The following is an 18,232-nucleotide window of genomic DNA, read 5'->3' as shown; positions in this document are numbered from 1 at the left end:
CATGGGGTCCTGCGGGCGGGGAAGCCGCCTGCAGGCTCCGCTTATTCCTGCGAGATCGCCGGTTCCACAGCGTCGTTCTGCTCGTCCGACGCCACATTGGCCGCCGTGACGGTGCCGAAACCGTCACGCTGGTAGATGTCGTCGCGGAACTGCACCACCCCGTCCGGGGTCGCCCAGGCTGTGATGTAGACCCAATAGACCGGCACCGGATTGGTCAGCTTGACGTCGATGCGCTCGCCGGATCGGATGGCCTCGTCGATCTTGGACCGATCCCAGCCCGGGTTGTCCTTCAACAGCCAAGCGACATAGTCGCGCACGTTCTGCACCCGGATGCAGCCCGACGACACGAAGCGGAAGTCGTCGCCGAAGACGCCCTTGGTGGGCGTGTCGTGCATATAGACGCCATACGGATTGGCGATGTTGATGCGCACCACGCCGAGCGAGTTCTCGACGCTCGGGTCCTCGCGGAACTTGTAGTTCGTCGCCTCGAGGGAGTTCCAGTTGATGCTAGACGGCGAAACCTCCTGGCCTTCCTTGTTGTAGGTGCGGATGTGGTTCGAGGTCAGGTAGGTCGGATCGGCCTGCATCTTGGGGATGAGGTCTTTCTTGATGATCGAGGCCGGCACCGTCCAGAACGGGTTGAAGTTGATGTCCATCGCCTTGGTCTGCATCACCGGCGACTGACGGTCCATCTTGCCGACGCCCGCCGCATGATGGCTGAACACTTGGCCGTTCTCGACCGTTTCGACCGCGGCGGCCGGGATGTTGGCCATCACGAAGCGCTCGCCAAGGTTGGCGGAGAACGAGCGCAGGCGCACCAGGTTGGTTTGCAGCTGCTTCAGCCGCGTATCGGCCGGCACGTTGAGCTCGGCCAAGGTGGCCGGCGTCAGCACACCCGTCTGCCCGATGCCGTTGCGGGCCTGGAAGCGCTTCACCGCCGCTTCGACGAAGGTGTCATAAACGGGCGAGTTGCCGGCCTCGGGATCGAGATCGCCGCTGATGGTCAGGCGCTGGCGCAGCGCCACCACGGCCCGGCCGTTCGAGCCCACATGCATGTTGGCGGGCGCCTGCACCGGCACCCAGCCGCCCTTGCTGACGATCGCCTGATAGGTTTGCACGGCCTGCTCGGTCGCGGCCACGGTCTGCGGCGACAAGGTCGGCGTGCTGGAACGCTGCACGGCCAGTCGCGGGTCCGCGTCGTATTTTTGCGCCCATTCGGCCTGGCTGGCGCCGGCATCGTCGTCGCCGGCCCAGGCCGCGCCCATGCCGAGGCCGATCGCCAGGGCCGACAAGCCCAGCATCAGACCGACCTTACGTCCGGCCGAAACCTCTGCCCTCACCCGCGCTGCGCCCTGAATCACCACCAAGCTCCGTCATGCAAAGGACAGCCGCGCCCAGGCGCCGACCGACATGGCCAACACCGCCCGACCTGCCGAGATTTCAGCCCGTCGCCGCGGTTTCGTAGCCATTGCCACGCCTGCCACGGAGCAAGACCAGTACGACCTTTTTAAGGCGTTTACCTTGTTGAGGCCGCACGTTGCTGCCGTCAGTTCCTGCCGGCAGAACGTTGATACTTGATTAACCATCCGGCCCTGCGAGGGGCCATGTGCCAGCGTCCGGCAATGCTCACGCAATTGTCACAAAGCTGCCGCAAGCAGCGGCCCTCGACGACGCGGGAGTGGTACGGCTCGGTGGGCGAACGGCGGCTTATGCGGTGGTGGTTCGGCGTCGTGGCGGCGCTGCTATGCGTGGGGCTCGCGGCCGCGCAGCTGCACCGCGTCGAGGTGACCCTGGCGCGATCGGCCAGTGCCGCGCTGGCCCGCAGCTTCGGCACGGCGGCGACCGCAGCCGCGACCGTGAATGTCCACTTGCTGCCGCGCCCCGGCGTCGTGATCCGGGATGTGAGCCTCGATGGCCCCGCCGGGATGCGGATCAACGCCCCGGTGCTCGAAGCGACGCAAAGCATCGCTTCGCTGTTGTCGGGCCGGCTCGCCTTCAGCCGGATCCGGCTGGTCGGGCCCGCCATCGCGCTCGACGCCGACGCGCTGCCGGCCGCCGGGGCGCGATCGGCCATGGCGCTTCTCGGGCGCACGCTGCCCCAACGGGTGTTCATCGAGGACGGGACGCTCACCCTGGCGTCCCGCCACGCCGCCCTTCGCGGCACGGTGACGGCGGTTTCGGCGGTCCTGGACGGGCTCGATCACAATGGGACGCTGGCCCTCACCGGGTCTGGCACCTGGCGCGGAACGCGCCTCGCTATCGCGGCTGAGGTCGACCCTGCGTTCGACTTCGCGCTCGGGCGTCCGGCCACCAGCCGCGTGACACTACGCTCGCAGCTGCTGGATGCGACACTCGAGGGCCAGCTTCGGGCCGGTATCCATGGCGGGTTCGAGGGCCGCGTCGCGGTCAGCACCCTTGCCTTGCCGGACCTGCTGCAGGCGAGCGGGTCGCCGCCGGGCCTCGGCCGGCTGGTGGAGCGGCTCAGCTTCAGCGGCAGCGGCGTCGCCAACCGCGACACGATCACCTTTTCGGACGCCCATCTAGGCCTCGACGACACCGCCTTCGAGGGCAGCCTCGCCTGGCAGCCCAACGGCGGCCATTGGGCCTGGACCGGCACCTTCGCGACCGATGCGCTCGATCTCACGGGCGCTGTCGCGGCGGTGTCTCACTTGCGTGATCGCGGCGGACGCTGGAGCGATGCTCCCTGGACGATCGACCCCGCGCTGCTGGGCGATGTCGACCTGCGCATCTCGGCGTCGCGCGCCCTGATCGGCCCCCTGGTGATGGAGGACGCCGCCTTCTCGGCCTTGTGTCGCGACGGCCGCATCGAGGCCGGCTTCAGCGAGGCCCGCAGCCTCGACGGCCTGATCCGCGGCCGGGCGGTCGCGTCCGTCACGGGGAGGTCGGTCGCCCTGCGGGTCGACCTGTCGGCATCGCAGATGGACCTCGACCCGCTGGCCCAGGCGCTGGGCGCCACCGGCATCTCGGGTTCGGTGTCGGGGCGGCTCGTCGCCGAGGCGACCGGCACGAGCCCGCGGGCCCTCGCGGCATCGCTCGCCGGCCACGGGCAGTTGAGCGTCCGCAACGGCGCCCTGCCGGCACTGCCCAGCATCGCGGACGTGTCGGCGCTCGGGCCAAGCCTGCCGATCTGGCTGCGGACCCATGCCACGACGCCGTTCGATCTCGCGACGGCAGACCTGCGCCTTACGGACGAACGGCTCAGCGTCGTCGATGGCCGCCTCGTCGCGGCCGATCGACAGCCCCGGTCCTTCACGGCGGAGGCATCCTTAAGCGACCGCAGCTTCTCGTTGATGGCCCAGCCGAGCGTCGGCGGCGGCACGACGGCCGCCACAACCGTCGCCGGCATCCTGGGGACACCCCCGCGCATCCTGCGGGCCGAAGCCGACGGGACAACAACGGCCGCCAGCACGCAGGGCCTCCCGTGAGCGCCGACGACCCGCGCCCCGGCGAGGTCACGGTCGTGCGCCCGGCCGCGACCGACGCCGGGGTGCACTTCCTCGGGCGCCTGCACACCCCCTGGCTGACGCGCCAGGATTGTCCGAAACGCGGCGACCCGCAGGATGGCCCTATCTGCCGTGTTGTGGTGGACCCGCCCTGGCGCGCCGCCCTGGCGGGGCTCGACCGCTATGCCGAGGTGGAGATCCTGTACTGGATGCATCTCGCCCGGCGCGACCTGGTGGTGCAGCGGCCGCGATCGAGCGGACTGGCGCACGGCACCTTCGCGCTGCGCTCGCCGATGCGGCCGAACCCCATTTCGTCCTCCGTTGTGGTTCTGTTGGCCGTCGAACCGGACGGGCTGATGGTGCGCGGGCTCGATTGCGTCGACGGCACGCCGCTGATCGACATCAAGCCCCTGCGCTGCCCGATGGCGCCGCCCGCTGCGGGACGCCAGGATGACTGAAGCCGCGACCGCGCTCCCGGTCGGCGTGATCCTGGCAGGCGGGCTCGCCCGTCGCATGGACGGGCACGACAAGGCGCTGCTGCGGCTCGACGACGGCGCGACGCTCCTCGATGTGCTGATCGGCCGGCTCGGGCCGCAATGCGATGGTCTCGCGATCAGCGCCAATGGCGATCCCCACCGCTTCTCGGATCGGGGGCCGGTGGTGTTGCCCGATGGGCCCGGGCCGTCGCGCGGTCCGCTGGCCGGCATCCTGGAAGGCCTCGACCATGGGGCCGCGATCAACCCGCAGGGCTGGATGCTGAGCGTCCCGGGCGACACCCCCTTCGTGCCGGCCGACCTTGTCCCGCGGCTGCGGGCCGAGGCGCACCGGAGCGGCCGTCCCGTGGTGCGGGCCACGTCAGGCGATCGACCTCACCCTCTGGTGGCGCTCTGGCGCTGCGACCTCCGGGAAGCGCTGCGCCAGGCGCTTCTCGATCGCGACCTGCGCAAGGTGATGGCCTTCCAGGCGGAGGTCGGGGTCGCCGAGGTGGCATGGCCGACGATGCCGCACGATCCGTTCTTCAACCTCAACACCCCGGACGACCTCGTGGCGGCCCGCCGGCTCCATGCGGGCCTCACCGGTCGAAGATGATCGTCAGCACTTGCGGATGATGAAGATCCGGTCTGGGCCGCACGCTTCCTGATCCACCAGCGCGTCGCCGGTCTCGCGCAGCAGGTGCGGAATGTCGATCGCCGCCAGGGGATCCGTGCACAAAACCCGAAGCACTCGCCCAGCCTCGAGGGATGCCAAGGCCTTGCGGGTGCGGAGCACCGGCATGGGGCACCGCAGGCCGCGCAGGTCGAGATCCTGGGCTGGCGGCGCGGTGGAAGCGGTCGGCGTTGCGGGCGGTTCTGTGGTCACGTTAAAATCGAGCCTATTGGGCGGACGCGGCGCGGTTCAGCGGCCCCGGACACGAAAGCGGCGCAAAGCCGCGGCAGAGGCGAGCTTGGCCGTCAGGCCGGTACGACGGCAAGGGAGATCAGGTGCGGCGGCTTTCCATCACGACCGCGCTGGCGGTGTTGTTGAGCGTCCCGGCCACCGTCGGTCAGGCCGTCGAGGCGGCGCCGCACGATGCTGCGCCAGCACCCGACGCTGCGCCGGCCGGCCAGGGCTTGCTCCGCTTGTCCGCCGTGGTGGGCGGCGACCCCGCCCCGCTCGGCACCGGCATGCGCTGGTCGGTCTTCGACGAGCGCACCGACCAAGACGGCACGCATCGCATCGTGGCCCAGTCGAGCGAGGCGCAACCCGCCTTCACGCTGCCGGACGGCGCCTATGTGGTGCACGTCACCTACGGGTTCGCCAGCCAGATGAAGCGCGTCGTGGTGACCGACAAGGCCGCGAGCGAGCGCCTGACCCTGAACGCCGGAGCACTCGAGGTGGACGGCCGGCTGGGTGACGCCGCCATCGCGGCCGACCGGCTTTCGGTCGCCATCTATGTGCCGGAACACGGCAACCCGCAGGCCAAGCTGGTTGTGGCCAACGCCAAGCCGGGCGAGATCCTGCGGCTGCCTGAAGGGATGTACCACATCACCTCGACCTATCTGGACACCGTGGGGGTCGGCTCCCTGGTGCCGGTGTCGAACAGCAACTCCGTCGTCAACGCCGATCTCCGGGTCCAGGCCGGCAAGTTCATCACCGCCACAGTGAAGCACCGGGCCGCCGTGATGACCTTGAAGCTCGTTAACCAGCCCGGTGGCGAGGCGCTGGCCGACACCGGCTTCACCATCCTGACGCCCGGCGGCGACGTGGTGCGCGAGTTGATCGGCGCCTTCCCGTCACTGGTGCTGGCGGAAGGCGACTACATCGCCATCGCGCGGCATGCCGGCAAAACCTATCAGGCCGAGTTCAAGGTCGCGTCGGGTACGGATCGCGACGTCGAGGTGCCGACCGGGGCGCAAGGCGGCACGATCGCGCCGCAAAGCGACTGAAAGGACGAAACGCGTGCAGACCTTCTTCGTCGAGATCAAATGCCATCTCGGCCGCACCTACGCGGTGGCGAGCGCGCTGGCCGAGGCCGAGATCGCGTCCGAGATCTATTCGACCGCCGGCAGCTTCGACGTGCTGGCCAAGTTCCACGTCGACGACGGGGTCGACGTCGGCCATTTCGTCGGTGAGAAGGTGCATCGCATCCCGGGCATCGCCGACACCCGGACGTTGATCACCTTCAAGGCGTTCTAACGATCAGAAGCGCTTTCTCGTCATTGCGAGGAGCGCAGCGACGAAGCAACCCAGGGGTGCGCGTCCCCCCTGGGTTGCTTCGCTTCGCTCGCAATGACGAGCTTTATTCGGCTGCGACCGCCAACCGGGCCTGGTCCTGCCGCCTGACGTCCGGGGGCACGGCTTCGTCGGCCAGCATCCGCAAGGCCGCATCGAGCCCCATGCTGGTCTGCTCGGTCGAGCCGAGCCGCCGGATCGAGACGGTGCGCTCCGCCGCTTCCTTGCGGCCCAGCACCAGCAGCACGGGCGTCTTGGCCAACGAATGTTCGCGCACCTTGTAGGTGATCTTTTCGTTGCGGAAATCGCCCTCGATGCGCAGGCCCATCGCCTGGGAGCGCTCGATGATCTCGCGTCCGTAGTCGTCAGCCTCCTGGGTGATGGTGGCGACCACCACCTGCACGGGCGACAGCCACAGCGGCAGATGCCCGGCATGATGCTCGATCAGGATGCCGGTAAAGCGTTCGAGCGATCCGAACATCGCCCGATGCAGCATGACGGGCGTCACCTTCTCGCTATTCGGGCCGATATAAAAGGCACCGAAGCGCTCCGGCAGGTTGAAATCCACCTGGTTGGTGCCGCACTGCCATTCCCGCCCGATGGCGTCGCGCAGCACATATTCGAGCTTCGGGCCGTAGAAGGCGCCCTCGCCCGGGTTGACGGCCGTCGGGATGCCCTGCTGGGCCAGCACATCGAGCACGAGGCCGAGCGAGCGCTCCGCCTCGTCCCAGACCTGATCGGTGCCGACGCGCTTCTCGGGCCGGGTCGACAGCTTCACCTGCACGTCGTCGAAGCCGAAGTCGCGGTAGATCGACATGATGAGGTCGTTGACCTTCAGGCTTTCGGCCTGGATCTGGTCTTCGGTGCAGAAGATGTGGGCGTCGTCCTGGGTGAAGGCGCGCACCCGCATGATGCCATGCAGCGCGCCGGACGGCTCATAGCGATGCACGATGCCGAATTCCGCAATCTTCAGCGGTAGATCGCGGTAGCTCTTCAAGCCGTTCTTGAAGATCTGCACGTGGCCGGGGCAGTTCATCGGCTTCAGCGCGAAGACCCGCTTGTCCTCGGTCGTGGTGACGAACATGTTCTCGCGGTAGCTCGACCAATGGCCCGAGGTTTCCCACAAGGCGCGGTCGAGCACCTGCGGGGTGTTGACCTCGATATAGCCGGCCGCCTGCTGGCGGCGGCGCATGTAGCCGATCAGGGTCTGGAACAGGGTCCAGCCCTTCGGGTGCCAGAAGATGGTGCCCGGCCCTTCTTCCTGGAAATGGAACAGGTCCATCTCGCGTCCGAGCCGCCGGTGGTCGCGCTTGGCCGCCTCCTCGAGCCGGTGCAGGTGGGCGTCGAGATCGGCCTGCTTGGCGAAGGCGGTGCCGTAGATGCGCGACAACATCGGCTTGGTCGAATCGCCACGCCAATATGCGCCCGCCACCTTCATCAGCTTGAAGGCGGTGCCGACCTTGCCGGTCGAGGTCATGTGCGGGCCGCGGCACAGGTCGATCCACTCGCCCTGGCTGTAGAACTTCAGGTCCTGGCCGGCCGGGATCGCGTCGACGAGCTCCACCTTGAAGGCTTCGCCGCGTGCTTCGAAAAAGGCGCGCGCCTCGTCCCGGCTCTTCACCGTCTTAGTGAAGGGCCGATCCTTGCCGATGATCTCGCGCATCTTCGCCTCGATGGTGGCGAAATCCTCGGGCGTGAACGGGGTGGCGCGGTGGAAGTCGTAATAAAAGCCGTCGTCGATCACCGGGCCGATGGTCACCTGGGTGCCGGGATACAGCGCCTGCACGGCCTCGGCCAGCACATGGGCCGTGTCGTGCCGGATCAGTTCGAGCGCGCGCGGGTCCTCCCGATTGACGAATTCGATGCGCGCGTCGCGGGTGATCGCATCCGCAAGGTCGGTCACGACGCCGTCGAGCGCCATCGCGACGGTGCGCTTGGCCAGCGAGGGCGAGATGCCGGACGCGATGGCGAGGCCCGTGGTGCCAGGCTCGTAGGAGCGGCTGGCGCCATCCGGGAAGGTTACGGTGATCATAGCTGCTGTCCTTTCGCGCCCACTCGCCGATACATGTCGACGTAGGCGCGTCATGGGGTGAGGTCGCCCGGATAAGTCACCCGCGCCGGTGAAACAAGCGCCTTCGGCCAGGTTGCGCCGTGTTCGGGCTTGAGCGTGGCCTTGCCGATCCCGGGGGCTTCCCTAGAATGGCGGCGGGTTCTAAGGGTTGTGGCCATGAAGGCACTGCGTTTCGTGCTGCTCGGCTTGGCCGTAGCCCTGGTGGCGAGTCTCGGCTGGCGCATGGCCCGATGGGCGCCGACCGCCACCGTGCCGGCGGTCGCATTTCGCCCCGTCGATGCCCCGCCCCGCCCGGACGCTGCGGCGGCCAAGGCCCTGGTTTTGTCGCGCATGGGCGACGCGCCCGATTATGCGCCGTTCTATGACCGGCTTCGCACGGAATTCCCGACCCAATATGCGGGCGTCCTCGATCGGGCCAGCCAGACCGTGATGCGCACCGGGCGGCCGCCCAACCCCGAGCGGCTCCTCACCGATGCCCTGCGAGACCTGCGGCAATCGCGGGGCGTGCTGGCCGCCAAGGCGGAGCCGCTACCGCTCGGCGAAGTGTTCGCGGCCCAGGGCGCCATGCTGGATACCCTGGCCGAACGGGACCCGTCGCTTTGCGCCGATTTCCTGTATGGCGGCTCGGGGCCCGGCTTCATGGCCTTTGCGGCGACACACCGCGGCGCCCTGGCCCGCATCGCGATGGCGACGCTGAACGCCATCGCGGATGGGCAGCGAAAGCCCGTCGAACGGCAGCAGCCCACCAACGCCGATTTCGATCAGCTCACCGCCGCCCTGAAGGCGCAGAACCTGACCGACGAACAGATCGCGGCGCTGCTCGACGGCAAGACCTTCGACCCGCCCCTGCCCGATCAGCAGATCTGCGACGGCGGTCGTACCTATCTGCATGTGCTGAGCGACATGCCGGACGACCTGCGCCTGCGCATCTACGGGCTATCGGCACAATTGCTGGCCCGCTCCTGAGCCCGGCAAGCCCGTCGCAACCGCCACGGCGCCAGAGCCGGCAAGCGGTCCGGCACGGGATCGTAGCCGGAGCCGCCCCACGGATGGCAATCGCAGAAACGCGTGGCGCCAAGCCATCCCCCTCGCCACAGCCCATGCCGGGCGATGGCCTCGTCCATATAATCCGAACAGCTCGGCAGAAAGCGGCACTGGCGCCCGATCAGGCCCGACAGACTGAGCTGGTAGCCCAGTATCAGGCCATGCGCGAGGCCTGCTGCCAGCCCGCGCCGCGCTTCAGACGGCGGCCGCAAGCCTGCCCTGCCGCGCTTCGGCCTGGGCCAGGGCTTCCACCACCGCATCGAAGGTCAACAGCGTGGAGGCGTGCCGGGCCTTGAAATCCCGGACCGGCTCCAGCACAGCCACACCGCTCCACCGGCCTTTGGGCGGCGCGCCGCCTTGCTTCAGCATGGCATGAACCTGATCGCGCAAATCCTTGAGATCGCTCGGCGTACTGCCGATGATCCCTTCCGCCATGATGGCCGAGGAGGCCTGCCCCAGGGCGCAGGCCTTCACATCATGGGCGAAGTCCGCCACCCGACCGTCCCGCAGGACGAGGTCGACCGTCACGGTCGAGCCGCACAGGCGCGAATGAGCGGTCGCGGTGCCGTCCGGTGCCGGAAGCCGGCCCAGGCGTGGAATGTTGCCGGCCAGGGCCAGGATGCGGGTGTTATAGATGTCGCTGAGCATCGATGCCGTCCGCCGGGATCAGCCATGAGGTGCATTGTCCGGTCACCGCCTCTATATAGGCGCCACGCCCGGCCTCCGCGAGACCCGCCGGGCCGAGGATCTGAGAACCATGAACGCCATCGTGCAACCGACGCCCCCGGGGGTCGAGGCCCCCGACGCGGATGCCGGGCGCCGCCCCACCCGCGAGGAGGCCGAAGACGCCGTCCGCACGCTGCTGCGCTGGGCCGGCGACGATCCCGGCCGCGAAGGCCTGATCGACACGCCGAAACGCATGGTGCGGTCCTACGAAGATCTGTTCTCGGGGTATCGGGACGATCCGGCCGCCTACCTGCAACGCAAATTCGAGGATGTGGCGGGCTATAGCGAGATGGTGCTGGTGCGCGACATCGGCTTCGCGTCGCATTGCGAGCACCACGTCATCCCATTCATGGGACGGGTCGACATCGCCTATTACCCAGCCGATGGCGTACTCGGCCTGTCGAAGCTCGCTCGCGTGGTGGATGTGTTCGCCCGCCGCCTGCAGACGCAGGAAACCATGACCGAACAGGTCGCCCAGGCGATCGACGAACACCTGCAGCCCCGCGGTGTCGCCGTGATGGTCGAGGCCGAGCACCTGTGCATGTCGATGCGGGGCATCCGCAAGCAGGGCGCCTCCACGATCACGACGAGCTTCAAGGGCTGCTTCTCCGATCCGGCCGAACAAGCGCGCTTCATCACGCTCGTGCGGATGCCCCGATGAGCCATGATAGGGTTCTCGAGGAAGGCGCGTCCTTCACGCCCCGCTTCGATGCCCAGGGCCTCATCGTCTGTGTCACCACGGAAGCCAGCACCGGAACGGTGCTGATGGTGGCCTACATGAACCAGGCGGCGCTCGACGCGACGCTGGACACCGGCGTGATGACCTATTGGTCGCGATCCCGCGATGCGCTCTGGCGCAAGGGCGACACCTCCGGCCAGACGCAACGGCTGCTGGAATTGCGCACCGATTGCGACCAGGACGCCCTCGTGGCGCGCGTCACGGTCGGCGGCGACGGCGGTGCCTGCCATACCGGCCGCCATTCCTGCTTCTATCGTCGGGTCGCGACCACGCCCGGGTCGGCGCCGCGGCTGGAGATGCTGGGCTGAGGCCGGGGGTTCAGGCGACCGCGGTGATGTAGTCCCGCATGGCCTGATTCTCGGTTTCCATCTCGGACAAGCGGTATTTGACGAGGTCGCCGATCGACACGAGCCCCGCGAGCCGGCCGTCCTCGACGACCGGCAGATGTCGGAAACGCCCCGCCGTCATGCGGGCCAACGCTTCGATCACGCCGCTGTCGGGCGTCGCGGTCTCGACCCGGGTGGTCATGTGGCCCGACACCGGATCGTCCAGCACCGTCAGGTCGCGGGCCGCCACCGCCCGGATGATGTCGCGCTCCGATACGATGCCGTGAACACGGCGTTCGCCGTCCACCACCACGATAGCGCCGATGCGCTCGCGACCGAGCGTCCGCACGGTGTCGCGCAAAGTCCGGTCCGGCATGGTGGTGGTGACGTCGCGGCCCTTCGCCGCGAGAATAACCGATAAGGTCATTGCATCCTCCTGGCTGCTGGCCCGCGTTCTGCGACGCGGTGACACCTCAGGCTAGGCGCCCCCCAGGGACGGCGCAAGCCGTTCCTCCCTCGACATCCCAGCCACGACGGAGCATGGTCCCCGCATGTGCGGCCGCTTCACGCAACATTACACCTGGGCAGAGGTGCACCGGTTCCTGTCCGTCATCGGCACGCCGCTGAACCTGCAACCCCGCTATAATATCGCGCCCACCACCACCATCGACGTGGTGCGGCTCGACCGCGAAGGCCGCCGCGAGCTGGTGCGGATGCGGTGGGGTCTTGTGCCGGCCTGGTGGTCGAAGACCCTGCGCGACGTGCCGGCCACCTTCAACGCCCGGGCCGAAACGGTGGCCGCGAAGCCGATGTTCCGCGACGCCTTCCGGCAGCGCCGATGCATCGTGCCGGCTTCCGGGTTCTACGAATGGACAGGCCCGAAGGGAGCCCGCGTGCCGCACCTGTTCACGGCCGGCGACGGGAGCCCCGTGCTGGGTTTCGCAGGATTGTGGGACCGTTGGCGCGACCCCGACACCGGCGCCGAGATCCTGTCCGCAACCATCGTCGTGTCGGACGCCAGCGACTGGATGGTGCCCTATCACGACCGCATGCCGGTGCTGCTGACCCCCGATGGGTTCGACGCCTGGCTGAGCGGTCGCGCGGATGCGGCCATGTTGCGACCCGCGGCGGCCGATGCGCTGCGGCAATGGATCGTCACCGATCGCGTCAACCGCACCGGACAGGACGACGACGACCCCAGCTTGACGGAAGCCGTAGCTTGAACCTCCGAACCGCCCTCCTGCTGCTGCCGTGCCTTTGGCTCGCGGCCTGTTCGACGCTCGAAACCTTGCCCCTGGTGTCCGACCTGCCCAAGGTGCCGGTGCCGGACGTGCTGCGCATCGAGAATACGGTCGACGCGCCCCGAACCTCAATCGAACGCGCCCTGTCGCAATGCGACAAGCGCACGGAAGCGGGCGAGACCGCCTGCGTCAAGGCGGCGCTCGCCAGCAGTTCCCTCGGTATACCGGCGCTGGCCGGCAGCATCGGCGGTGGCTGCCGTGTGGGGCAGGTCTGCCACCTGGCCTACACCACGGAAGATGTGGTGGGGCTGTACCGCCCTTCGGCTTCGCATTTCATCGTCCATTGGCGCGTCGACGTCGATCTGCGCCATCCGACGGCCGGCGTCGGAGCGGTACCGGTCAGCGTCGTCCAGGTGTGAGGCATCGGCGGCTTCGCGGCCGTAGCAACGGCGTCGCTGCCGGGGAGCGGCATGGAGATCGACACGGGAATGGCCGTCGTCCGCTGGCTGCGCGACGTCCCGACGCTCATGCTGTGGGGCGGTGGGATCTATAGCGGCGTGCTGGTGCCGCCGGCCTTGCGGTATCGGCTCGAGCCACGCTTCCGACCCTGGCAGGTGTTGGCCGCCGCCACTGCGGCCCTCAGTGTCGCGGCCTCCCTGCCGCTGCAGGCGGCGGCGCTCGGCGGCCTGTGGGCCGATGCGCTGACGCCCGGACGCCTCGCAGACGTGTTGTTTGAGACGAATCTCGGGCCGCTCTGGGTCGCCCAAGCGGTTGCGGCGGCGGCCCTGCTCGGTCTGTCGCTCGGACGCCTGCCCGGGCGCACGGCCGCGACGGCGGTCGTGGCGGGCCTGTTGCTGGCGGGTGTCGCGGCCGGCGGGCATGCCGCCATGCGGGCCGGCGTGCCCGGGCTGCTGCAGCGCGGAGCGACGTGGCTGCACCTGCTGGCGGCTGGCTTCTGGCTCGGGTCGCTCCCGCTGCTCTTCCCCATCCTGGCCGAGGCGGCACGGGATACGCATGGCGACGCCGTGCTGGCGCTGCGGCGCTTCTCGACCGTCGGGCACGCGGCTGTTGCCGGGGTGTTGGCCACCGGCGCCATCAATGCCGCGCTGGTGCTTGGCCATGCGTCGGGGCCCGGTGGTTTGTCGTGGACCGACGCTTCGCCCTACAGAACGTTGCTGGCCCTAAAGATCGCCTGCGCTCTGTTGATGACGGCCCTGGCTCTCCTCAACCGTTACGGCTTTCTCCGTCAGTGGATCCGCGGGGATGGCCGGGCGATGAACCGCATCCGCGGCGCAACGCTGACGGAGATCGGGTTGGGCATCATGGCCGTGGCGCTGGTGGCCGTGTTCGGCCTACTGGAACCCGGCTGAGCGAGGTTCAATCGACCTGCCAGATCAGGTAGGTGTCCCGATCGCCGCCGAGCCGCGTCAGGCCGGGGGGCACCTGACCGGCCATGAGGCGCGCCGACAGGCTATCCGGGTGGGTCGCCACGGTCTCGGCCGTTTCGTTCGAGGCACGGCACAGCGCCAGATAGCGCACGCCCGCTTGCCGCAGCATCGGCAGGCTGGCCTCGGGCAGTGCCGCCAGGGCCAGCAGCGACAGCCGATTGCCGTAGGTGTTGCGATGATAGGGGGCGGCCAGCACCGTGTGGCCGGTATAGGCCAGGAGTGCCGAGCCGGGATCGATGCTGGACAGCACGAGCCCTGGCGGCAGCGCCGCCAGCCCCGCAAAGGCGGCGGGATCGAAGCAGTCGGCGGGCCGCGCCGCGGCGGCCGCACCTGAACCGTGCCGGGCCCCCAAGCCGGCCATGGCGCTCCATCCCGATCCGCCGAGCATCACACCACTCACAACCGCGAGCAGCAGGGCCGGCCGCCCGGGCCGCCGGCTGGCGCGCTCGAACACCTGCCCGACCAGCCAGGCCGAGCCCGGAACCAGCAGCGCCGCCGTCGAGGCCGCCACCCTCACCTGCCAGAGCGTGCCCGCCACGCCGATGCTCGCCAAGACCAGCAGGCCCAGCCAGCCTGCATGCCGATCGGGCCTGGCCGCGACGGTCGCCAGGACGGTCGCGCCGAGACCGCCCGCAAGCGTGAGCAGCAGAGCCATCCCTTCGGGCCACGATGCCGCGATCAGCCGGGACAACGGCAGGGCCTCACCGACCCCATCGAGCCATTCCCGACGCAGCAAGGGATCGACGCCCGCCATGGGATCGCCGAGGCAGGTCGGGAACCCCCAGGCAAGCCCGACCACGATCGAGGCCCCGCCGCAGCCGACCGCGATGGCGCGGCTGGCGGGACGCGGCAGCCGCTCCGATAGCCCTGCTAACAGCAGACACAACACCGCCGTCGCGCCAGCAGCGACGACATGGGCGATCGAGAAGGCGTCGCAGGCCACAATCGCATAGTGGTGGGGCGCCACGTCGAGGCAGAACACCGGCACCGCCGCCATAAGGCCGAGCCCGAACCCCGCGAGGCCCCGCGCCTGCGGACGGCCCCGCACCACCCAGAGCCCCAGCACCACACCGGTGATGCCGACCACGAAAGGCAGGTTCTGCAGGCCGATGCCGAGCGACACCACCGCAAGTCCGCCGGCCAGCGCCCCATGCCGTAGCTGCCCCTTCGGCGTTGGAACGCGCTTTGGCGCGGAAACGCGCATCAGCGCCAAAACCGCGCCGAGCAGCAGCATGGCTTGCAGCCCATGGTGGTGGATGTGACCCGGCAAAAAATTGGCCATCAGTTCCGTCGAGGAGGCGAACAACAGCCCGGCCGGCAACAGCGCGGCGCGTCCGGCGAGGCGCGCCGTGATGCGCAGGATCGCCCAAAGCGCCAGGAGGAACAAGCCGATCGGCACCACGATCCGCATGGCCCGTTCGGCCGCATCGGCGGGCATCACCCGTCCGAACGCCCAGTTTAGCGCGGCCAACGGTGCATCGACGAGGCGCGACCAGTGCATCGCGAAGGGGTGGCCGGGCGACAAACGGTGCGGCACCATGTCGAACCAGGACTGGCCGGCCAGGAAGTCGCGGATCTCCACGGTGCGCAGGGCATCGTCGGGATCGAGGAACGTGCCCCGGCTGGCAACGGACCAGGCCTGGGGCGCCATCACCAGCACAGCCAGGGCACAGGCGGCCAGCATGGGGCCGAACAGAGCATGACGGCCGACGCGCGACGCGGCATCGCTCTGGTCGACGAGGCTGAGGCTCAAGGCGGGCGTCCAGGTTCGGGCTTGACCCCCACCATGCCGTCGAGCCACGAAGTTCGGGTAAACGGGCCGGGCTCGAAAGGCCCCACAGGACGGGAGACGGACCATGAAGCTGTTGCGCTACGGTGAGGTCGGACACGAGAAGCCAGGGCTGCTCGACCCGCAGGGCACCATCCGCGACCTCAGCCAGGTGCTGACGGGCGACCTCGGCGGCGACAATCTCGGGCCCGCGACGCTGGACCGGCTGCGCAACCTCGCGGTCGACACGTTGCCCAAGGTGGACGGATCACCGCGGATCGGCGCCTGCGTGGCCCGGCCCTGCAATTTCATTGCCGTCGGGCTGAACTATGCCGACCACGCGGCCGAATCCAACATGCCGATCCCGAAGGAGCCGATCCTCTTCAACAAGGCCCCGAACTGCATCGTCGGCCCTTACGACGCTGTCATGCTGCCGCGCGGCTCGGAAAAGAGCGACTGGGAGGTGGAACTCGCCATCGTGATCGGCTCCCGGACCTCGTACATCACCGAGGCCGAGGTGCCGGCCCATGTGGCGGGCTATTGCATCTGCAACGATGTGTCGGAGCGCGAATACCAGATCGAGCGCGGCGGCCAGTGGATGAAGGGCAAGGGTTGCGCCACCTTCGGACCGCTCGGCCCCTGGCTGGTGACGGCCGACGAGATCGCCGACGTCGGCCAACTCGGCATGTGGCTCGACGTGAACGAACAGCGCTGCCAGACCGGCACCACCGGCACGATGATCTTCGACGTCAAGAAGATCGTCTCCTATCTGTCGCATTTCATGGTGCTGGAGGCTGGCGACGTCATCACCACCGGGACGCCGCCCGGGGTCGGGATGGGCATGAAGCCGCCGCGTTTCCTCAAGCCGGGCGACACGATGGCTCTCGGCATCGACGGGCTCGGCGCCCAGAAACAGAGCGTTGTGGCCTGGTCGAAGGCGGCCGCCTGATCGCGCGACGGCCGGCGCCTGACTAGCGCCGGCCGTTGCGCCCTGCCCGCTTGCGGCGGCGCTCCTCCTTGGCGGCCTGCGCCACGACCAGCGCGGCCTCAAGCGATGTGGCCCGAGCCTGGGTGAGGCGGGCCGCGCAGAACCCATGCCGGGACTCGCCGATGTAATCCCGGCAGGCTTCCTCGCGGTGCGACGAGAACCCTGCCTGATCGCTCGCGTAATCCTTGATGACGGCGCGGTCCTTGGTGGAGGATACGAGCGCCTTATAGGCGGCTCGGACCTCCTTTTCGGCCGCCGTGCGGTCGCGTTCGATCGCTTTGACCTGATCGGCCCCGATGTCGCCCGGCTGCGCACCCCACAGCCCCACAACGGCCGCTTGGCAGTCGGCCTCCTTGAAGCTGCAGGTCGCCGCATCCGCGTGGGTCACGATGGCGCCGCTCAGAACATCGAAGCTGAGCGGACAGGCCGACAACGGGATCGCATAGCGGACGAGGCCATTTGCCTTGTCGAGTGGCGTGAGCCTGAGCGGCATGCCCGACACGTCGACCTGACATTCATCCCGGCCGTTGGAAATCTTGTGCCCGGCCAGCAGCAGCCGCGCCACGTCGACCGTCTTGTCGCGCGGCGCGAAGGTGACCTGACTGCGTCCGCCGTTCAGCGACAGCGTCTTGCCACCCAAGGTCGACTCGGCCGGCGGTGCGGCCGGCACGACCCTTGGGGGCCGAGGGGCCTTGGGCTTGGCGGGAGCCGGCGTCACCACCGTCCCGGCCGGTGCCGGCGCTGTGGCACCCGACAGGTCGAGTTGCGCCAGCGCGACGGTGGGGAGCAGGCAGGCCGCAAAAACCAGAAAGCCACGCATGGGGGAAAGACTAATCCGAACAGGCTTCAAGTTCTCGACCCTATCGGCTGCACCGGAAGGCGTCAGCCTCGAAGTCGGGCTCGCCGACACTCGACGCAAGACACCCGGCAGGTGTTGCATAACAGCAGGCCCATGTGCCGAAGCCACCGGTCGGCGGCGATAAGGCCACCCAGGTAAGGGAAACCACGGTCAGCTCTCGTAGCCCTCCGGCTCGCTTTAAAAGGCGAAGCGGCGTCGGGGTTGCTGATCGGACACCTGGACACCCTGTCGGCCAAGCCGGGCGGGGTTGCCCCGACCCACCCTGCCCCTTAGAAGAATGTCGCCGGGCACAAGCGCCGGTCTAGCCCTGGCTTTCCGGACCGCCCATGCGCGCCCTCCTCGACCTGCTGTTCGTCGTCTTGCAGCTCTACACCTATGTGATTGTCGCCGTGGCCATCATGTCGTGGCTGCTGGCGTTCGACGTCATCAACTTTCGCAACGAACTCGTCCGCTCGATCTGGAACTTCGTGAATGCGGTGACGGAGCCCGTGTTACGGCCGATCCGCAAGATCCTGCCGAACCTTGGTGGCGTCGACATCTCGCCCATCGTGCTGTTGCTGCTGATCTGGTTCGTAGAACACGTCATCCAGCTCTACATCTACCCGAACGTGGTTTGAGGCCACAGCGCTAAGCCGCCGAGTCCCGCTGTCGGTCTCGGCGCGGACGCATTCTCGGGGTGGTCGAACTTCGTCCGACCTTGATAGCAACCTGCATTGTTCCTGAACCGCCACCGACCCTTATTACGGGGCGGCGCAGCCGAACCCGGAACCGGTGTGCGCCGGACTGCGACGCTGAAGCTCCCCGATTCCGGGTCTGCACTCCGCTTGCCCGGAATGAGGAGCATCA

Annotated in this window: 21 protein-coding genes; 13 read left to right on the top strand and 8 right to left on the bottom strand. The window is 68.6% G+C overall.

Translation table 11 applies throughout. From position 1 onward, the window contains the following. Positions 1-41 precede the first annotated feature (41 nt). Positions 42-1,265, bottom strand: coding sequence for a L,D-transpeptidase family protein (locus P7D22_RS06950; protein ID WP_319933545.1), 1,224 nt, complete (start codon positions 1,263-1,265; stop codon positions 42-44). Positions 1,266-1,604: 339 nt separating this feature from the next. Here P7D22_RS06950 and P7D22_RS06945 point away from each other — a divergent pair, with 339 nt between their 5' ends. The 3 genes from P7D22_RS06945 to mobA are packed head-to-tail and all read left to right on the top strand — an operon-like array spanning position 1,605 to position 4,553. Continuing rightward, complete coding sequence (locus tag P7D22_RS06945) at positions 1,605-3,446, top strand: AsmA family protein (protein ID WP_319933494.1); 1,842 nt, start codon at positions 1,605-1,607, stop codon at positions 3,444-3,446. After that, a complete protein-coding gene (locus P7D22_RS06940) occupies positions 3,443-3,922 on the top strand; it encodes an SAM-dependent methyltransferase (RefSeq protein WP_319933493.1) in 480 nt (159 codons plus the stop codon). The genes P7D22_RS06945 and P7D22_RS06940 overlap by 4 nt, the downstream gene beginning before the upstream one ends. Further along, complete coding sequence (gene mobA, locus P7D22_RS06935; protein ID WP_319933492.1) at positions 3,915-4,553, top strand: molybdenum cofactor guanylyltransferase MobA; 639 nt, start codon at positions 3,915-3,917, stop codon at positions 4,551-4,553. The genes P7D22_RS06940 and mobA overlap by 8 nt, the downstream gene beginning before the upstream one ends. A 3-nt stretch (positions 4,554-4,556) precedes the next feature. Here the strand turns inward: mobA and P7D22_RS06930 are convergent, their stop codons facing one another. Next, on the bottom strand, positions 4,557-4,823 hold the full coding sequence (locus P7D22_RS06930) for a sulfurtransferase TusA family protein (protein ID WP_319933491.1): 267 nt from the start codon (positions 4,821-4,823) through the stop codon (positions 4,557-4,559). Between the two features lie 122 nt (positions 4,824-4,945). Here P7D22_RS06930 and P7D22_RS06925 point away from each other — a divergent pair, with 122 nt between their 5' ends. Further along, positions 4,946-5,890: a hypothetical protein gene (locus P7D22_RS06925; protein WP_319933490.1), complete on the top strand. Its 945-nt coding sequence runs from the start codon at positions 4,946-4,948 to the stop codon at positions 5,888-5,890. Between the two features lie 13 nt (positions 5,891-5,903). Beyond that, complete coding sequence (locus P7D22_RS06920; protein WP_319933489.1) at positions 5,904-6,140, top strand: Lrp/AsnC family transcriptional regulator; 237 nt, start codon at positions 5,904-5,906, stop codon at positions 6,138-6,140. A 103-nt stretch (positions 6,141-6,243) separates the two neighbouring features. On the opposite strand, the gene thrS is transcribed toward P7D22_RS06920, so the two are convergent. Further along, positions 6,244-8,208, bottom strand: coding sequence for a threonine--tRNA ligase (gene thrS, locus P7D22_RS06915; RefSeq protein WP_319933488.1), 1,965 nt, complete (start codon positions 8,206-8,208; stop codon positions 6,244-6,246). 195 nt (positions 8,209-8,403) lie between these two features. On the opposite strand from thrS, the gene P7D22_RS06910 reads away from it, so the two are divergent. Beyond that, positions 8,404-9,213, top strand: coding sequence for a hypothetical protein (locus P7D22_RS06910; RefSeq protein ID WP_319933487.1), 810 nt, complete (start codon positions 8,404-8,406; stop codon positions 9,211-9,213). Here P7D22_RS06910 and yidD read toward each other — a convergent pair. Continuing rightward, positions 9,177-9,473, bottom strand: coding sequence for a membrane protein insertion efficiency factor YidD (yidD, locus tag P7D22_RS06905; protein ID WP_442916041.1), 297 nt, complete (start codon positions 9,471-9,473; stop codon positions 9,177-9,179). The genes P7D22_RS06910 and yidD overlap by 37 nt on opposite strands. A 13-nt stretch (positions 9,474-9,486) precedes the next feature. Further along, a complete protein-coding gene (locus P7D22_RS06900; protein ID WP_319933485.1) occupies positions 9,487-9,939 on the bottom strand; it encodes an iron-sulfur cluster assembly scaffold protein in 453 nt (150 codons plus the stop codon). A gap of 109 nt (positions 9,940-10,048) precedes the next feature. On the opposite strand from P7D22_RS06900, the gene folE reads away from it, so the two are divergent. Beyond that, a complete protein-coding gene (gene folE, locus P7D22_RS06895) occupies positions 10,049-10,678 on the top strand; it encodes a GTP cyclohydrolase I FolE (RefSeq protein ID WP_319933484.1) in 630 nt (209 codons plus the stop codon). Next, positions 10,675-11,064 carry a phosphoribosyl-AMP cyclohydrolase gene (hisI, locus tag P7D22_RS06890; protein WP_319933483.1) on the top strand — a complete coding sequence of 130 codons (390 nt, stop codon included), beginning with the start codon at positions 10,675-10,677 and terminating at the stop codon, positions 11,062-11,064. Before folE ends, hisI begins: the two co-directional genes overlap by 4 nt. Positions 11,065-11,074: 10 nt before the next feature. Here hisI and P7D22_RS06885 read toward each other — a convergent pair whose 3' ends face one another. After that, a complete protein-coding gene (locus tag P7D22_RS06885; RefSeq protein ID WP_319933482.1) occupies positions 11,075-11,509 on the bottom strand; it encodes a CBS domain-containing protein in 435 nt (144 codons plus the stop codon). Positions 11,510-11,633: 124 nt separating this feature from the next. Between P7D22_RS06885 and P7D22_RS06880 the strand changes: the two genes are divergently transcribed. Genes P7D22_RS06880 through copD form a run of 3 tightly spaced genes read left to right on the top strand, consistent with a single transcriptional unit; the run spans position 11,634 to position 13,693 of the window. Next, the gene (locus P7D22_RS06880; protein ID WP_319933481.1) at positions 11,634-12,305 is read left to right on the top strand and encodes an SOS response-associated peptidase; all 672 of its coding nucleotides are present in this window, start codon (positions 11,634-11,636) and stop codon (positions 12,303-12,305) included. Continuing rightward, the gene (locus P7D22_RS06875; RefSeq protein WP_319933480.1) at positions 12,302-12,742 is read left to right on the top strand and encodes a hypothetical protein; all 441 of its coding nucleotides are present in this window, start codon (positions 12,302-12,304) and stop codon (positions 12,740-12,742) included. Before P7D22_RS06880 ends, P7D22_RS06875 begins: the two co-directional genes overlap by 4 nt. A 51-nt stretch (positions 12,743-12,793) precedes the next feature. Next, entirely contained in the window at positions 12,794-13,693 is a 900-nt protein-coding gene (copD, locus tag P7D22_RS06870) for a copper homeostasis membrane protein CopD (RefSeq protein ID WP_319933479.1), read from the top strand. Positions 13,694-13,700: 7 nt separating this feature from the next. Here the strand turns inward: copD and P7D22_RS06865 are convergent, their stop codons facing one another. Next, on the bottom strand, positions 13,701-15,524 hold the full coding sequence (locus P7D22_RS06865; RefSeq protein WP_319933478.1) for a hypothetical protein: 1,824 nt from the start codon (positions 15,522-15,524) through the stop codon (positions 13,701-13,703). Positions 15,525-15,627: 103 nt separating this feature from the next. Between P7D22_RS06865 and P7D22_RS06860 the strand changes: the two genes are divergently transcribed. Then, positions 15,628-16,488 carry a fumarylacetoacetate hydrolase family protein gene (locus P7D22_RS06860; protein WP_319933477.1) on the top strand — a complete coding sequence of 287 codons (861 nt, stop codon included), beginning with the start codon at positions 15,628-15,630 and terminating at the stop codon, positions 16,486-16,488. Positions 16,489-16,510: 22 nt separating this feature from the next. On the opposite strand, the gene P7D22_RS06855 is transcribed toward P7D22_RS06860, so the two are convergent. Then, positions 16,511-17,347, bottom strand: coding sequence for a hypothetical protein (locus P7D22_RS06855; protein ID WP_319933476.1), 837 nt, complete (start codon positions 17,345-17,347; stop codon positions 16,511-16,513). A 365-nt stretch (positions 17,348-17,712) separates the two neighbouring features. Here P7D22_RS06855 and P7D22_RS06850 point away from each other — a divergent pair, with 365 nt between their 5' ends. Further along, positions 17,713-18,003 carry a YggT family protein gene (locus P7D22_RS06850; RefSeq protein ID WP_319933475.1) on the top strand — a complete coding sequence of 97 codons (291 nt, stop codon included), beginning with the start codon at positions 17,713-17,715 and terminating at the stop codon, positions 18,001-18,003. Positions 18,004-18,232: the final 229 nt, after the last annotated feature.

The sequence above is a fragment of the Lichenihabitans sp. Uapishka_5 genome, assembly GCF_033947565.1.
Classification (GTDB): Bacteria; Pseudomonadota; Alphaproteobacteria; order Rhizobiales; family Beijerinckiaceae; genus Lichenihabitans.
Note: the sequence above shows the minus strand (reverse complement) of the source record. Positions and strands in the feature narration are given on the sequence as shown.

What these genes read in the sequence shown, in the direction of transcription:
- P7D22_RS06950 (WP_319933545.1), bottom strand. Translation starts at nt 1,265, where the DNA reads ATGGGCGCGGCCTGGGCCGGCGACGACGATGCCGGCGCCAGCCAGGCC.
- P7D22_RS06945 (WP_319933494.1), top strand. Translation starts at nt 1,605, where the DNA reads ATGTGCCAGCGTCCGGCAATGCTCACGCAATTGTCACAAAGCTGCCGC.
- mobA (WP_319933492.1), top strand. Translation starts at nt 3,915, where the DNA reads ATGACTGAAGCCGCGACCGCGCTCCCGGTCGGCGTGATCCTGGCAGGC.
- thrS (WP_319933488.1), bottom strand. Translation starts at nt 8,208, where the DNA reads ATGATCACCGTAACCTTCCCGGATGGCGCCAGCCGCTCCTACGAGCCT.
- P7D22_RS06910 (WP_319933487.1), top strand. Translation starts at nt 8,404, where the DNA reads ATGAAGGCACTGCGTTTCGTGCTGCTCGGCTTGGCCGTAGCCCTGGTG.
- P7D22_RS06900 (WP_319933485.1), bottom strand. Translation starts at nt 9,939, where the DNA reads ATGCTCAGCGACATCTATAACACCCGCATCCTGGCCCTGGCCGGCAAC.
- folE (WP_319933484.1), top strand. Translation starts at nt 10,049, where the DNA reads ATGAACGCCATCGTGCAACCGACGCCCCCGGGGGTCGAGGCCCCCGAC.
- hisI (WP_319933483.1), top strand. Translation starts at nt 10,675, where the DNA reads ATGAGCCATGATAGGGTTCTCGAGGAAGGCGCGTCCTTCACGCCCCGC.
- P7D22_RS06885 (WP_319933482.1), bottom strand. Translation starts at nt 11,509, where the DNA reads ATGACCTTATCGGTTATTCTCGCGGCGAAGGGCCGCGACGTCACCACC.
- P7D22_RS06880 (WP_319933481.1), top strand. Translation starts at nt 11,634, where the DNA reads ATGTGCGGCCGCTTCACGCAACATTACACCTGGGCAGAGGTGCACCGG.
- copD (WP_319933479.1), top strand. Translation starts at nt 12,794, where the DNA reads ATGGAGATCGACACGGGAATGGCCGTCGTCCGCTGGCTGCGCGACGTC.
- P7D22_RS06860 (WP_319933477.1), top strand. Translation starts at nt 15,628, where the DNA reads ATGAAGCTGTTGCGCTACGGTGAGGTCGGACACGAGAAGCCAGGGCTG.
- P7D22_RS06855 (WP_319933476.1), bottom strand. Translation starts at nt 17,347, where the DNA reads ATGCGTGGCTTTCTGGTTTTTGCGGCCTGCCTGCTCCCCACCGTCGCG.
- P7D22_RS06850 (WP_319933475.1), top strand. Translation starts at nt 17,713, where the DNA reads ATGCGCGCCCTCCTCGACCTGCTGTTCGTCGTCTTGCAGCTCTACACC.